Source organism: Janthinobacterium sp. GW821-FHT03C08 (assembly GCF_059420905.1).
Map to the genome: position 1 here is coordinate 113,063 of NZ_JBWKUP010000017.1, position 14,712 is coordinate 127,774.

Annotated in this window: 10 protein-coding genes; 7 read left to right on the plus strand and 3 right to left on the minus strand. The window is 68.1% G+C overall.

The window, feature by feature from the left end; translation table 11 throughout:
* The first annotated feature begins 190 nt into the window (after positions 1-190).
* The gene (locus tag AC07VL_RS22820) at positions 191-2,335 is read left to right on the plus strand and encodes a TonB-dependent receptor domain-containing protein (protein ID WP_494807873.1); all 2,145 of its coding nucleotides are present in this window, start codon (positions 191-193) and stop codon (positions 2,333-2,335) included.
* A gap of 61 nt (positions 2,336-2,396) precedes the next feature.
* On the opposite strand, the gene AC07VL_RS22825 is transcribed toward AC07VL_RS22820, so the two are convergent.
* Both AC07VL_RS22825 and AC07VL_RS22830 read right to left on the minus strand, forming a co-directional pair.
* Entirely contained in the window at positions 2,397-3,065 is a 669-nt protein-coding gene (locus AC07VL_RS22825) for a response regulator (protein WP_494807874.1), read from the minus strand.
* Positions 3,066-3,088: 23 nt separating this feature from the next.
* Entirely contained in the window at positions 3,089-3,460 is a 372-nt protein-coding gene (locus AC07VL_RS22830; RefSeq protein ID WP_131687343.1) for a YajD family HNH nuclease, read from the minus strand.
* 280 nt (positions 3,461-3,740) lie between these two features.
* Here AC07VL_RS22830 and AC07VL_RS22835 point away from each other — a divergent pair, with 280 nt between their 5' ends.
* The 3 genes from AC07VL_RS22835 (at position 3,741) to AC07VL_RS22845 (ending at position 11,830) form a co-directional block, all read left to right on the plus strand.
* Positions 3,741-6,761, plus strand: coding sequence for a PAS domain-containing protein (locus AC07VL_RS22835; RefSeq protein WP_494807875.1), 3,021 nt, complete (start codon positions 3,741-3,743; stop codon positions 6,759-6,761).
* Between the two features lie 65 nt (positions 6,762-6,826).
* On the plus strand, positions 6,827-8,053 hold the full coding sequence (locus AC07VL_RS22840; protein ID WP_494807876.1) for an exonuclease SbcCD subunit D C-terminal domain-containing protein: 1,227 nt from the start codon (positions 6,827-6,829) through the stop codon (positions 8,051-8,053).
* 21 nt (positions 8,054-8,074) lie between these two features.
* A complete protein-coding gene (locus AC07VL_RS22845) occupies positions 8,075-11,830 on the plus strand; it encodes an AAA family ATPase (protein ID WP_494807877.1) in 3,756 nt (1,251 codons plus the stop codon).
* Between the two features lie 24 nt (positions 11,831-11,854).
* Here AC07VL_RS22845 and AC07VL_RS22850 read toward each other — a convergent pair whose 3' ends face one another.
* On the minus strand, positions 11,855-12,022 hold the full coding sequence (locus AC07VL_RS22850; protein ID WP_290604676.1) for a hypothetical protein: 168 nt from the start codon (positions 12,020-12,022) through the stop codon (positions 11,855-11,857).
* Between the two features lie 178 nt (positions 12,023-12,200).
* Between AC07VL_RS22850 and AC07VL_RS22855 the strand changes: the two genes are divergently transcribed.
* Genes AC07VL_RS22855 through AC07VL_RS22865 form a run of 3 tightly spaced genes read left to right on the plus strand, consistent with a single transcriptional unit; the run spans position 12,201 to position 14,566 of the window.
* Positions 12,201-12,410, plus strand: coding sequence for a hypothetical protein (locus AC07VL_RS22855; protein WP_034755039.1), 210 nt, complete (start codon positions 12,201-12,203; stop codon positions 12,408-12,410).
* A 60-nt stretch (positions 12,411-12,470) separates the two neighbouring features.
* The gene (locus AC07VL_RS22860; RefSeq protein ID WP_494807878.1) at positions 12,471-13,328 is read left to right on the plus strand and encodes a hypothetical protein; all 858 of its coding nucleotides are present in this window, start codon (positions 12,471-12,473) and stop codon (positions 13,326-13,328) included.
* A gap of 59 nt (positions 13,329-13,387) precedes the next feature.
* The gene (locus tag AC07VL_RS22865) at positions 13,388-14,566 is read left to right on the plus strand and encodes a methyltransferase (RefSeq protein ID WP_494807879.1); all 1,179 of its coding nucleotides are present in this window, start codon (positions 13,388-13,390) and stop codon (positions 14,564-14,566) included.
* The last annotated feature ends 146 nt before the right edge of the window (positions 14,567-14,712 follow it).

A 14,712-nucleotide genomic window follows, 5' to 3' on the forward strand; every position in this document is an offset into this window, starting at 1 on the left:
GCGGGCTTGTTAAGAATCTCTTAAGAACTTCTGCGCAAGATCCGGAGCGAAATATTTTATGGGAAGCCAGGTCCGCAATTGTAAATGATTCTTATTTTGCCAATGATTCCCATTACCGTAACAGCAGCGCCAGCAGCAGCACCAATCAACCTATAACAAAACAGTAAGCAATCAACCACCAGGAGTTTGCATGTCCAACAGTACCCGCCGCCCGCGCCTGCCGCGTCCCACCACCCTGGCACTGGCAATCGCCGCCCTGGCCTGCCTGCCCGCGCATGCGCAAGTGGCCGCGCCGGACAGCATGCCGGAAGTCGTCGTCTCCGCTTCCGGCTTCGAGCAGGATATCCGGCAGGCGCCCGCCTCGATCACCGTGCTGACGCGCCAGGAACTGTCCAAGGAGCGCTTCGGCAACCTGACGCAGGCGCTGGAAAGCGTGGAAGGCATCGACGTGGGCGCGGCGGCCGACAAGACGGGCGGCATGAACATCAGCATCCGCGGCATGCCCAGCGACTACACGCTGGTGCTGATCGACGGGCGCCGCCAGAACGCGGCGGGCAACGTCACGCCGAACGGCTTCGGCGGCACGCAGACGAGCTTCATGCCGCCGCTGGCCGCCATCGAGCGCATCGAGATCATCCGCGGCCCCATGTCGACCCTGTACGGCTCGGACGCCATGGGCGGCGTGATCAACATCATCACGCGCAAGGTGGGCAAGCAGTGGATGGGTTCCGTCTCGGCCGACTATACCTTGCAGGAAGAAGCGGACTTCGGCGACGTCAAGGCGGGCCGCTTCTACCTGAGCGGCCCCATCGCCACCGACGTGCTGGGCCTGTCCCTGCGCGGCAGCAAGCAGCGCCGCGATGCGGCCGACATCCGCGTGCCCAACGCGGCCGGCGCGCAAGTGCCCGCCAGCATGGGCGCCAATCCCGTGCGTTCGGACGTGGAAAACGTCGGCGCCCGCCTGGCCTTCACGCCGAACCGCTTCCACACCGTCATCCTCGACGCCGACGCGGGCCGCCAGACCTACGACAATTCGCGCGGCCAGCTGGGCACGCAGTCGGTGCAGGGCGGCTACGGCCCCGAGCAGAAATACCAGCGCGACCAGTGGACCCTGTCGCACACGGGCCGCTTCGGCTTCGGCACCTTGGACAGCAGCTACATGGTCAACAAGACGGAAACCCTGGGCCGCACGATCCCGCCGGGCACGCCGGGCGCCGTGGCCGGCAGCGCGCGCACCCTGGAAGTGGAAAGCCAGGTCTTCGATACCAAGTTGGTATTACCTTTGGGCAAGCACATGGCCACCGTCGGCGCGCAATGGTGGAAAGCGGAAATGACGGATGGCGTGGCGCCAAAGACATTCGAATTCACGCAAAAAGCCCTGTTCCTGGAAGACGAATGGCAAGTGCTCGACAGCGTGGCCCTGACGGTGGGCGCCCGCTATGACGACCACAGCATCTTCGGCGGCCAGACCAGCCCCCGTGCCTACGCCGTGTGGAACGCCAACCCGAGCTGGACCATCAAGGGCGGCGTCAGCAAGGGCTACAAGACGCCCCGCGTGGAACAATTGTCGCCAGGCATCAACGGCTTCGGCGGCCAGGGCACGATACCGCTGGTCGGCAGCCCGAACCTGAAGCCGGAAACGAGCACGACGACGGAAATCGGCGCCTACTTCGACAACCTGGCCGGCTGGACGGCCAGCGCTACCCTGTTCAACAACGAATTCAAGGACAAGATCACCTCCGGCACGGGCCTGCTCAACTGCGACTACCGCCCGTCGCCGAACCGCCCCGGCTGCGTCAGCTTCGGCAACTGGCCGAATGTCGATGCGTTCGGCCAGTCCATCAACGTGGATGAGGCCGTCACGCGGGGCGTCGAGCTGAACACGCGCTTCCCGCTGGGCAAGAGCGTGTCGGCCAGCGCCAACTACACCTACACGGAAAGCGAACAGAAGAGCGGCAGCAATGCGGGCCAGCCCCTGAGCGACACGCCCAGGCACGCCGTCAACGCGCGCCTGGCATGGGATATCTCGCCGCAATGGAACGGCTGGCTGCGCGGCGAATACCGCAGCGACCGCTTCCGCGATCCGGGCACCTCGGCCGCCACCCGCGCCGCCAAGGCCGCGCTGGGCGACTACAAGGGCTATGCCATGTTGCACGTGGGTACCAGTTATCAGCTGAACAAGCGCGTCACCCTGAACGCGGCCGTGTACAACCTGCTCAACAAGGACTTCATCGACTACCAGCCGTACCGCGCACCGGCATTGACCTACGCCAACCGCTACGTCAACAGCCTGGACGGGCGCCGCCTGTGGCTGTCGGCCACCGTCGACTTCTGATGCCGTGATGGCTAGCTGAGCATCACCGCCACGGGCTGCCTCAGGGCGGCCCGTTTTTGCATCAAGCCGCCTTGGGCTTGTCGATGCAATACCCGATCGCATGCACGGTGCGTATCAATTCCCGCCCCAGCTTCTTGCGCAGGTGGTGGATGTGCACCTGCACGGCGTTGCTTTCCACTTCACCGCCCCAGCTGTACAGGTTTTTTTCCAGCTGCTCCCGGCTCAGCACCCTGCCGCCGTGTTCCAGCAGCAGCTGCAGGATGCGGAACTCCTTGACGGTCAGGTTCACGGGGGTTCCCCCTTGCGTCACCTGGCGGTCTGCGATGTCGAGCACCAGGTCGCCGTGCACGAGGTTTTCCCGCAGGCGGCCGGCGGCGCGGCGGCAGGCGCTGCGGATGCGCGCAGCCAGTTCGTCGAGGTCGAAGGGTTTCACGATGAAGTCGTCGGCGCCCGCGTCCAGCCCGGCGATGCGCTCGCCCACCTTGTCGCGCGCCGTGACGACCAGCACGGCGCCGCCGTAGCCGCTGTCGCGCAGGGTGCCCAGCGCCTGCATGCCGTCCTGGCCCGGCAAGCCCAGGTCGAGCAGGATGCAGGCATAGTCGTGCAGGCGCACGGCCGTGTGCGCGTGTTCGGCCGACATGACCCAGTCGACGGCATAGCCGCCCTGTTCCAGGCCGATCTGCGTGGCGCGGCCCAGCTGCGGGTCGTCTTCGGTGAGCAGGATGCGCATGGCGTGGGAGCCGGAAGGCCCGCTCAGTCCTTCTTCTTGATCAGCCCCGCCAGCGCGGCGAAGGGATTGTGCGTGGCCGGTGCCACCTCGGCCGACAGCAGGCCGGCGCCGCGGTCCGCCTCCAGGTAGCGCGAGTGCTCGTTGTCGTGGCAATACAGGCACAGCAGTTCCCAGTTGCTGCCGTCGGGCGGGTTGTTGTCGTGGTTGTGGTCGCGGTGATGCACCGTCAGTTGCTGCACGTTGGCGCGCGTGAATTCGCGCATGCAGCGGCCGCAGACCCACGGGTACATCTTCAGCGAGCGCTCGCGGTAGCCGCTCTCGCGCTGGTCGGCGGCGCGCCGCGCGTCGGCCACGATCTTGTCCAGTCTTGCCGCGTCGGGCTTTTTACTCTGCATGACAACTTTCGATATGGGAGGGAGAAGCGCCCATTTTAATGAGGATGGCGGCGTAATTGTACTTTTTCTGCCACGCCGCCCGCCCGTGTCGCGGGCCGCGCGCTTTTTTTCACGTGCGTGGCACCACGACTACTTGATTTAACGCAAAATAACGCCAGCGACAGACGACGAACGGGCGCTGGGGCAGCGAAAAATGGCGGCGCGCAGGTCAGCATATTTCGGCTATGATGCGCGCCACGCCGCCCTTCCCCTTTTCCATGACCCTAGCCTGCAAGCGCCCGTGATATCGATAACGAGACCCCTGCAACGCCTTGCCAGCCGCCTTTACCGCTTCAGCCTGGTGCCCCTGTTCGCGCTCCTGCTGCTGCTGGTGACGTGGGGCGCCGTCATCTACCAGGTGGGCCAGGAACAGGCCGGCGCCGTGCGCGACGCCGTGGCAGGCAGCCAGACCCTGGCGCGCACCCTGGCCGACCATACCGGCTACATCCTGCGCCAGACGGACCACGCCACGCAACTGTTCAAGCTCAAATACGAGGAGTCGGGCGGCAGCCTGCGCCTGAACGAATTCACGCGCCGCCAGGGCCTGCTCGACAGCGTGCTGCCGTCGAAGCTGGAATTGCCCATCGCGCTGACCGACGCGCACGGCAACGTCATCGACAGCGCCAACGCCTATTTCCCGGACCAGCTGGCGCACCAGTCCTTCTTCCGCGCGCTGGCGGCCAATCCGGCCGACACGGCCCTGGTCGACACGCCCATGCTCGACGCCGACAGCAAGCACTGGACCATCCGCCTGGCGCGCCGCCTGAACGACGAGCATGGCCGCTTCGCCGGCGCCATCATCATCCTCATCAATCCCACCTATTTCGTCGACGACTACGACCGCCTGAACCTCGATGAACATGGCGCGCTGATGCTGGTGGCGCGCGACAGCGGCCTGACGGTGGGGCGCATCGGCGAGCAGCTGATCATCAGCGACCGCATCGACTTCCGCATGCCCGGCCCGCCCGATCACGCGCCCGAGGAACTGGTGATCGAGCCGCCCGTCGACGCGACGGCGCGCATCTACAGCTACCGCGAGCTGTCCCGCTATCCGCTGCTGGCCGTGGTGGGCGTCAGCCGGGCCGCCGCCCTGGCCCGCTTCGAGCACCGCCGCAAGGTCTACCTGGGCGCGCTGATTGCCGCCAGCCTGCTCATCGCCGGCTTCACGGCCCTGCTGACGCGCCAGAGCGCCCGCCTGCGCCGCAGCATCCGCCAGGCCAAGGAAACGCAGGCGCTGCTGCGCGCGGCCCACCAGGGCAGCCTCGACGCCGTGCTGCTGCTGAAAGCCTGGCGCCCGGCGCCGGGCAAGCCGGTGGAAGACTTCGTCTTTGCCGACATCAACGAACGGGCCGCCGACATGCTGGGCAAGCCCCGCTCCGAACTGCTGGGCCAGCGCGTGCTGCCGCTGGTGCCCCTGCTGCGCGGCGAGCGCTTCTTCAAGCGCTTCGTGCTGGTGATGGAAACGGGCCAGCCGCTGGAGGACGAATTCGAGCTGACGCTGGCGTCGGGCGGCACGCGCTGGCTGCGCCACCAGGTGGTGCCCATCGCCGACGGCGTGGCCGTCACGTCGCGCGACATCAGCGCGCGCAAGCACGACGAACTGGCGCTGCAGGACAACCGCAGCTTCCTGCAGTCGCTGATCGACCACCTGCCCGTGCTGGTGTACGTGAAGAGCGCGCGGCCGGAAAACTTCGGCCAGATGGAGGTGTGGAACAAGGCGGCCGAGGACATCACGGGCTACCAGGCCGGCGACATCATCGGCAAGACCGACTGCGAGGCCTTTCCGCCCGACTTCGGCCTGCACGACGCCGAGGACGACCGCGCCATCCTGGCCGAGCGGGGCGTCATCGACCACACCGAGAAGCCGCTGCGCCTGCCCGACGGCAGCCTGCGCTACCTGCACGCCGTCTCCGTGCCCGTCTTCGACGAGCGCCAGCAGATCGAGCATATCCTGTGCATCGCCGAAGACATTTCGCAGCGCCGTCAGCAAGAGCTGGAACTGCGCCAGAAACAGGCGGAGCTGGCCGCCGTCACTGACGCTTCGCCGCTGGGACTGGTGCGCCTGGACCGCCAGCGCCGCTGCACCTACGCCAACCGCACCTTCGAAGCCATCACGGGCCTGCCGCGCGCCGCCGCCCTGGGTGCCGGCTGGACCAGCGCGCTGCACCCGGACGACTATCCGCTGATGCACGTGGCGCTGGAGCAGCTCACGCGCAGCCATGCGCCCTTCCAGTCCACCCTGCGCTGCCTGCACCGCGACGGCAAGCTGGTCTGGGTCTCCGTGAAGATCGCCCCCATCCTCATCGACGGTCGGATCGAAGGCTACGTGGGCAGCCTGGACGACATCACCACCCTGCGCGAATCGGAAGTGGCGCTGCTGGAGAGCGAGGCGCGCCTGCGCACCATCGCCGACACCCTGCCGGCCATGATCGCCTACATCGACGCCGACCAGGTCTACCGCTTCCTGAACATCGCCTACGAACGCGAATTCGGCCTGACGGGGCGGCATGTGCTGGGCAAGAGCGTGCGCGACACCGTGGGCGAGGCCCGCTACCACAGCGTCGCGCCCTACATCGGGCGCGTGCTGGCCGGCGAGACCCTGAGCTTCGAGGAAGAGGATGAAAAGGAAGGCATCGAGCGCTGCATGGAGGTGATCTACATCCCGCAAATCGGCGAAGACAACCTGCAGGTGGTGGGCTTTCACGTCATGCGCCAGGATATCACCGTGCAGAAGCGGGAAAAACAGCGCCTGCTGAAGCTGGCCCAGGTCGACGCCCTGACGGGCCTGTCGAACCGCGCCGGCTTCCAGCAAAAACTCAGCGACGCCATGCACGCGAGCCGCCAGCAGCAGCACCTGATGGCCGTCATGTACATGGATATCGACCGCTTCAAGCCCGTCAACGACACCCACGGCCACGGCACGGGCGATGCCCTGCTGCGCGCCTTCGCCCAGCGCCTGACGCAGACCATGCGCGCCACCGACATCATCGCCCGCCTGGGCGGCGACGAATTCACCATCATCATGGAGCAGATCAGCAAGCCGGACGACGCGGCCATGCTGGCGGAAAAGATCGTCGCCGCCATGCAGCAGCCGTTCGAGCTGGAAGGCATCACCGTGCGCATTTCCGCCAGCATCGGCCTGGCCTTCTACCGCGACGAAGACATCTCCCCCGCCGTGCTGCTGCAGCGGGCCGACGTGCTTTTATATCAAGCCAAGCAGGATGGCAGGAATACTTATCGCGCCGGCGTGCTGACGACTTGATGGCCGCTGGCGCCTGGCGCCATTCCTGCTATATTGGCGTCTGTCTTCCCTACCCTTGCCCCACCATGCGCCTGCTGCACACTTCCGACTGGCATCTGGGCCAGACCCTGCACAATTACGAGCGGGGCTACGAACACCAGCGCTTCCTCGACTGGCTGCTCGACACCCTCGTGGCCGAGCGGGTCGACGTGCTGCTCGTCGCGGGCGACGTGTTCGACAACGCCAACCCGTCGGCCGCCTCGCAAAAGCAGCTGTACGTGTTCCTGCAGCAGGCGCGCGCGCGCCTGCCCGCGCTGCAGCTGGTCGTCGTCGCGGGCAACCACGATTCGGCCGGCCGGCTCGAAGCGCCCGGCCCCCTGCTGGCCGCGCACGGCACGCACGTCATCGGCCATTTGCTGCGCGGCGAGGATGGCCAGATCGACCTGGAGCGCCTGCTGCTGCCGCTGACGGGCAGCGACGGCCAGGTGCAAGCCTGGTGCCTGGCCGTGCCCTTCCTGCGCCCCGGCGACGTGCCCAAGCTGCCGGTCGGCGACGCGCAGGACGCCTACCTGGGCGGCATCGCCCTGCTGTACCGCCAGCTGGCGGACCTGGCGCTGGCGCGCCGCCAGCCCGGCCAGGCCATCGTCGCCATGGGCCATTGCCACATGGTGGGCGGCGAAATGTCGAACGATTCCGAGCGGCGCATCGTCATCGGCGGCACCGAGATGCTGCCGTCGGGGATTTTTGATGCCGCCATCGCGTATGCGGCGCTGGGCCATCTGCACAAGGCGCAGGCCGTCGGCGGGCAGGAGCATATCCGCTATTGCGGCAGCCCCATTCCCCTGTCCTTCGCGGAAGTGAACTACCGCCACCAGGTGCTGTGCCTGGACATCGATGGCGAGCAGTTGCGGGAAGTGCGCGCCATCGAGGTGCCGCGCGCCGTGCCCCTCCTGCGCGTGCCCGCCGCGCCGGCGCCGCTGGCCGAAGTGCTGGAACGGCTGGCCGCCCTCGACGTGCCGGACGCTGCGGTCGAAGCGCAGCCCTTCCTGGAAGTGCGCGTGCGCCTCGACGCGCCCGAACCGGGCCTGCGCACGCGCATCGAGACGGCCCTGGACGGCAAACCCGTGCGCCTGGCGAAGATCGAGACGTCGAGCGCCGCGCGCAGCAGCGCGCCCGACAGCATGACGCTTGACCAGCTGGGCCAGCTGCAGCCGGACGACATCTTCCGCCTGTTGTACCAGCAAAAATACGCCAAGGATGCGCCGCCCGAACTCCTCTCGGCCCTGGCCGAACTGCTGCTGCCCGGCGCCTGACCTTTTCGCACCTGAAGATCCATGAAAATCCTGAAAATCAGCGGTAAGAACCTGGCCTCGCTGGCCGGCGAATTTGAAGTCGACTTCCAGCAGGAGCCGCTGGCCTCCGCCGGCCTGTTCGCCATCAGCGGTCCCACGGGCGCGGGCAAGAGCACCCTGCTCGACGCGCTGTGCCTGGCCCTGTACGACGCCACGCCGCGCCTGCTCAAGGTATTGGGGCGCAACGCCCTGCCCGACGTGGGCAAGGAAACCGTCAATGCCCAGGATACGCGCACCCTGCTGCGCCGCGGCACGCCGGACGGCTACGCGCAAGTCGATTTCGTCGGCAACGACGGCGGCCACTACCGCGCGCGCTGGAGCGTGCGCCGCTCGCGCACCAGGGCCGAAGGCGCGCTGCAGGCCACGGCCATGAGCTTGCACGAGCTGCCCGCGCTGCAGCCCATCGGCGGCACCAAGACGGAAGTCAAGGAAGAAATCGAAAAGCGCATCGGCCTGTCCTTCGACCAGTTTACGCGCGCCGTGCTGCTGGCGCAGAACGAGTTCTCCACCTTCCTGAAAACGGAAGACAATGAACGGGGCGAGCTGCTCGAGACCCTGACGGGCAGCAGCATGTACACGGACATCTCCGTGCGCGCCTTCGAGCGGGCCAAGAGGGAAAAACAGCTGCTCGAACGCCTGGGCGAAAAGCTGGCCGACCAGCGCCCCCTGTCGCCGGAAGAACGGGCCGAAACGCAAGCGCTGGGCGTGGCCGCCGAGGCTGCGCTGCAGACCCTCGACCTGCGCAAGGCCGTGCTGGAGCAGCAGCAGCGCTGGCACCAGGAGACGCACAAGCTGCACGCGCAGGTGGCGGCGGCGCAAGAGGCGCTCGATGGCGCGCTGGCGCAGGGCGCGGCCGCCGAGGAGCGCCGCGCGGCGCTGGCGCAGTGGGAATTGCTGCAGCCGGCGCGTCCCCTGGCCGACGAAGTGACGCGCCTGGCGGGCGACATCGCCGGCACCGGCGCCGCGCTGGAAACGGCGCGGCTCCAGGCGGCGCAAGCCGTCGCCGCCGAAGCGCAGCTGGCCGGCGGCGTGCAGCACGCCACGGCCGCCCTGCAGGCACAGGAAGCGGCACTGCGCGACGCGGCGCCGCTCTTGGACCAGGCCAAGGCGCTCGACGCGGGCATCGCGGCGCACCTGCCCGCGCACCGCCAGGCGCAGGACGGCGTGCTGGCGGCCGACCGGGCCGACGAAACGGCGCGCGCCGCCTTGCAGGACGTGCAGCAGCGCCAGCAAGCCCTGCAGGCGGAACAGGCAACGGGCCGCCAGTGGCTGGACGCCCACCGGCATACGCAGCTGCTGGCGGAAAAATGGCAGTTGTGGGACCAGCTGTTTGCCCAGGCCGGCCAGGCTGCCGCGCAGGCCGATGCGGCCGACGCCAGCATGGCCCAGGCGGCGCAGCAGCTGCGCCAGGGCGGCGATGCCGCGCGGGCGGCGCACGAGGCGCTGGCGGGCGCCGCTGCCACGCTGGCGACGCGCGACGCGGAACGGCGCGACGCGCTGGCCGCCCTGCACGCCATCGATGGCCAGGACCTGCAGGACCAGCGCGGCCAGCTGGAGGCGCACGCGCGCCTGTTGACCAGCGCGGAAAAAACCTGGAGCGAACTGTCGCGCCAGCAGCAGGCGCTGGCGCACTGGCAAGCCACGGCGGCGCAGCTGGCGCAAGCCACGCAGGCGGAAAACGCCGCGCTGGCGGCGGCAGCGGCGCAGACGGCCCGGCTTGAGGCCAGCCTGGCGCAGGCGGAGAAATCGCTGAAGGGGGCGGAGGCGGCATGCGCGGCCAGCGTGGAACAGCTGCGCGCCACTTTGCAGGACGACCAGCCCTGCCCTGTCTGCGGCGCGCTGGAACACCCGTACAGCCACGCCGACGACGCCTTGCAGGCGATGCTGGCCAGCCTGCAGGACCAGGTGCTGGCCTGCCGCGCCGAGTTGCGCGGCAATGTGGAACGGCTGGCAGCGCACAGGGCGGCGCTGGCCGCATACGCGCGCGAACAGGCGCAGACGGCGGCCGAACTGGCGGCCCTGCCGGCCGCCATTGCGCTCCTGGACGCCCAATGGCAGCCGCATGCGGACTCCCTGCAGCTGCCGCCCGCGGCGCAGCGCGCGGACTGGTTCACGCAGCAACTGGGCGCGAATGCGGCCGGCCTGCAGGCGCTGGCGCAGCAGGAAACGGCCCTGCGCCAGGCCGGCGCGCGGCGCGACCAGGCGCAGGCGGCGCACGAACTGGCGTCGAACGAGCATGCGCGCTGGACGGCCAGCGTCGCCGAGGCGCAGACGCGGCTGGCGCAGCTGCAGGCGCAGCAGGCAGCCCACGCCGAGAAAGGCGAGACGGCGCGCGGCGCGCTCGACGCCCTGCTGGCGCAGCTCGATGGCGCGTTTGCCGACGCGGATGGCGCCGAAGACTGGAAGGACGGCTGGCGCGCCGGCCCGGCAGCTTTCCGCGCCGCGCGCGAAACGGAAAGCCGGCACTGGCTGAAGCAGCAGGCGGATCAGGACAAGCGCCACCACGCGCTGGCAACGCTGGCGGCGCAGCTCGATGGCGCCACGCTGGCCGCCGGCAAGGCACGGCAACTGGCGCAGGAAGCCCATGCGGCATACGCCACCCTCGACAAGCACTTGAAAACGCTGCAAGCCGAGCGCAACGCGCTATGGCAAGGCCAGGCCGTGGCCGACATCGAGCGCGCGCTGGCAAGCGCTGTCGCCGCAGCCAAGGCGCAACTGGCGCAGCAGCAAACGGCGGCGCAAACGGCCAGCCAGCAGCGCACGCGCCTCGATGAGGCATGCGCCCAGCTGTCGCAGCGCCTGGCCTCCCTGCGTGCGCAGGAAGAGCGCGCCGCAGCGGCCCTGCAGGACTGGCTGCAGCAGTTCCGGCAGGTTCACGGCGGCCACGCTCCCGCCACGCTCGACGCGCTGCGCGCGCGCCTGGCCGTCTCCATGGACGCCATGCGCGCCGAGCGCGCTGCCCTGCAACTGATCGCGGACGGCCATACGGCGGCCGTCTCCGTGCTGGCCGAGCGCCGGCAGCAGCACGCGGCGCACCTGGCGCAGCCGCCGGCCGGCCTGGAAACGGACGTGGACGCGCTGCACGCGGCGCTCGACGCACTGGCACAGGAACGCCAGGCGGCGAACGAGGAAGCGACGCGCCTGCGCCTGGCCATCGCGCAGGACGACGCCAGGCGCCACGGCGCGCAGGCCATGCTGGCGCAGATCGAGGCGCAAGCCGTCATCGAGCGGCGCTGGGCCAGCCTGAATGAACTGATCGGATCGGCCGACGGCAAGAAATTCCGCAACTACGCGCAGCAATTCACCCTGGAAGTGCTGCTCGGCTATGCGAATGCGCATTTGAACCACCTGGCGCGCCGCTACCAGCTCGAACGCATCGGCAACCCGAACAATCCGTCTCTGGGCCTGATGGTGCGCGACCAGGACATGGGCGGCGAGCTGCGCTCCGTGCATTCGCTGTCGGGCGGCGAATCGTTCCTCGTCTCGCTGGCCCTGGCGCTGGGCCTGGCCTCGCTGTCATCGAACCGCGTGCGCGTGGAATCGCTGTTCATCGACGAGGGCTTCGGCAGCCTGGATACGGAAACCCTGCGCGTGGCCATGGATGCCCTCGACGGCTTGCAGGCCATGGGCCGCAAGGTGGGCGTGATCTCGCACGTGCAGGAAATGACGGAGCGCATCGCCACCCGTATCCTCGTGCAGCCCGGTTCCGGCGGCAAGAGCGTGGTGACGGTGCGCTGAGGGCAGCGAGCGGGCGCGCCAGCGTCAGCGCGGCAGGGGCTCGCGGCAAAGCCTGAGCATGTCCCAGCCCAGTTCGCGCCGGATCTGTTCGGGGTCGGGCGGGGGCCGGCGCTGTTCCAGTTCCGCTTTCAACCATTTCCTGACCAATTCCTTGCCAGGTTGTACAGGCTGCTGCTTGTCACACTTGTCCATGGTGCTACCTCTTCAATGGATGCCAGACGGCCTCCCATATACGTTCAACGTCACGGCACGGATTCAGTTGACTTGTGCGTGGCGCAGATGCAACAACGTGTAACCGTGGACGGAGTGCGTTAAAATCCCGGCCTTCGCGTAAATACCCTCCACGCCCCGCAACAGTTCAAGGAAACCCATGAAAGCCGCCCGCAGCCTCACCTTCAAGTGCGTAAAATGTCACAAATCCATGCAGGTCTACCTGCAAAAAGTCTCCGCCTGCTCGCATATCCAGCCCTACCAGGGCATTTGCGCATGCGGCGAACTCAAGCGCCATGCCACGGGCCAGGCCGATGCCGTCAAGTCCTACCTGGAATCGGCGGACGGTAGCTGGTCGCACCACCACTGATGGTTAAAGAATGGGACACGACTGCCGTTAACTGAGTACTTGCTCACTTGGAATTTGTTCATGTCCCAGCTTCCCGCCCTCACCTCCGGCTCGCGCCAGCCTGCCGCCAATACCCTGGCAGGGCAAACGCCGCCAAAAACGGGGACGGGCACGCCTGGCCTGGCAGCGTCGCCCCTGATGCAGCGCACGGCGCAAGACGTGGTGGCTTTGTCAAAAAACGGCCTGGACCTGTCGGCCCAGGGGCTGTCCCGGCGGACGGATGCGCTGGGCAACGCCACTGTCGACGTGGCGCAGGATTTTCTCTCCACCATGACGCGCCAGCTGTTCGGCGATGGCGCCAAGGTTGCCTTCGATTCCGTCGACCTGCAGGCCGGCTCCAGCTTCAGCAGTGGCGGCGCCAGCGTCGCGGGCGCGGGCGGCAGCAGCCGCGCGGCCGCCTTCAGCCTCGATGAAAACGCCCATTTCATCGGCAAGGGCAAGATCACCACGGCCGATGGCCAGACCTTCGACTTCGAAGTGGAAGTGCAATATCAATCGAGCATCAGCGCGGGGACATTTGCGCAAGCGCAAGGCGACACGCCGCAAGCGGCGTCCGGCGATGCCGACACCGTGCCCGCCAAACAATTGCCTGACACCCACTTCGGCGGCAATCTGAATGACCTGTTCAAGCTGCTGGGCCAGCAATTGCAAAGCAGCATATTCGACAGCCAGTCCGCTAGCGCCAGCGGCAATGCTGGCGACCAGGCGGGCAGCCTGAGCTTGCGCCTGCTCAAGCTGGTGCAGCCGGACACCGCCTCGGACGCCGGCAAAAAGACTGCGGACGCGGCGTCCGATGCGCAGGCGCGCGCCCGCGCAGTGGCCGCCGCCTACGGCACGGACAGCTCAAGCAGCACTGGCGGCACGGGCAGCGACGTATAATAGAAGACGGCCTGCGCAGGCGACCATGCCGCGCGCCCACCTTCTATCGATTGAAATCCATGTCCGACACTTCTTCACCTACCGTCCATCCGCAGATCCACTGGAGCGAAAACGGCGCCGAGCATTCGGCCCGCTGGCGCTCGGAAAGCGGCATGCCGCCGCCCAGGCGCGTCGTCATCGCCGACGACCGCACGACGGCCGACCAGGCCTACCGCCTGGCCTGCGAAGGCACGGCCATGCTGTGGCGCGGCGACTTCCAGAACGCGCGCCAGCTGCTGCAGGCGCTGGCGCGGCGCGCCGACCACAAGCACGACAAGCCGAGTAAAAAGGCCAAGGCCGCCAAGCTGGCCAAGCCGGAACCCACCGCCACGCAAGCCTTCCATCTGCACCGCCAGGCCCAGTCGCAGCGCGCGCGCACCCTGGCCATGCTGCTGCTGCCGTTCGATGCCGACTACACGGTTCCGCTGCGCCGCGCGCCGGACGTGAAACTGGCTTGCAATGAAGCCTATGGCCGTGGCGAAGAACCGTTCATCGCCTCCTTGCGCGAGCTGCTGGGCCTGATCGGCGCGCACGAATGGCGTCGCACGGGCGTGGAGCTGCCGGCCCTGGGCCAGCGCATCCACCCGCACTACGGCGTCTTCGCCCCCGTGCGCGGCGAATACGTGGGACTCGTGGCCGACGCGCCCCTGCCCGCGCGCGCCAGGCTGGCCTTCGACATCGGCACGGGCACGGGCGTGCTGGCCGCCGTGCTGGCACAACGCGGCATCGAACGCATCGTCGCCACCGACCAGGACCCGCGCGCCCTGTCCTGCGCGCGCGAAAACCTGGCCCGCCTGGACCTGGCCGGCAAGGTCGAGGTGGTGCAGGCCGACTTGTTCCCCGCCGGCCGTGCCCCGCTGGTCGTGTGCAATCCGCCATGGCTGCCGGCGCGTCCCAGTTCGCCCATCGAATATGCCGTCTACGATCCGGACAGCCGCATGCTGCGCGGCTTCCTCGCCGGCCTGGCTGGCCACCTGGAACCAGGCGGCGAAGGCTGGCTGATTTTATCGGACCTGGCCGAGCACCTGGGCCTGCGCCCGCGCGCGCAATTGCTGGAGTGGATCGAGCAAGCGGGCTTGAAGGTCGTCGACCGCCTCGACGTGAAACCCACGCACCCGCGCGCGCAGGACGCCACGGACAGCCTGCACGCGGCCCGCTCGCAGGAAGTGACGTCCTTGTGGCGCCTGGCCGCCGCCTGAAACGGGACGCGCACCGGGACTGCAAACGGGACTGGAAAGCCGGCCATTGCGCATTGCAGCAAACCCCGCTATAATTCGCCTGCGGGGTGGAGCAGTCTGGCAGCTCGTCGGGCTCATAACCCGAAGGTCACAGGTTCAAATCCTGT

Coding starts and splice junctions, on each gene's coding strand:
- AC07VL_RS22820 (WP_494807873.1), top strand. CDS start 191: ATGTCCAACAGTACCCGCCGCCCGCGCCTGCCGCGTCCCACCACCCTG.
- AC07VL_RS22825 (WP_494807874.1), bottom strand. CDS start 3,065: ATGCGCATCCTGCTCACCGAAGACGACCCGCAGCTGGGCCGCGCCACG.
- AC07VL_RS22830 (WP_131687343.1), bottom strand. CDS start 3,460: ATGCAGAGTAAAAAGCCCGACGCGGCAAGACTGGACAAGATCGTGGCC.
- AC07VL_RS22840 (WP_494807876.1), top strand. CDS start 6,827: ATGCGCCTGCTGCACACTTCCGACTGGCATCTGGGCCAGACCCTGCAC.
- AC07VL_RS22845 (WP_494807877.1), top strand. CDS start 8,075: ATGAAAATCCTGAAAATCAGCGGTAAGAACCTGGCCTCGCTGGCCGGC.
- AC07VL_RS22850 (WP_290604676.1), bottom strand. CDS start 12,022: ATGGACAAGTGTGACAAGCAGCAGCCTGTACAACCTGGCAAGGAATTG.
- AC07VL_RS22855 (WP_034755039.1), top strand. CDS start 12,201: ATGAAAGCCGCCCGCAGCCTCACCTTCAAGTGCGTAAAATGTCACAAA.
- AC07VL_RS22860 (WP_494807878.1), top strand. CDS start 12,471: ATGTCCCAGCTTCCCGCCCTCACCTCCGGCTCGCGCCAGCCTGCCGCC.
- AC07VL_RS22865 (WP_494807879.1), top strand. CDS start 13,388: ATGTCCGACACTTCTTCACCTACCGTCCATCCGCAGATCCACTGGAGC.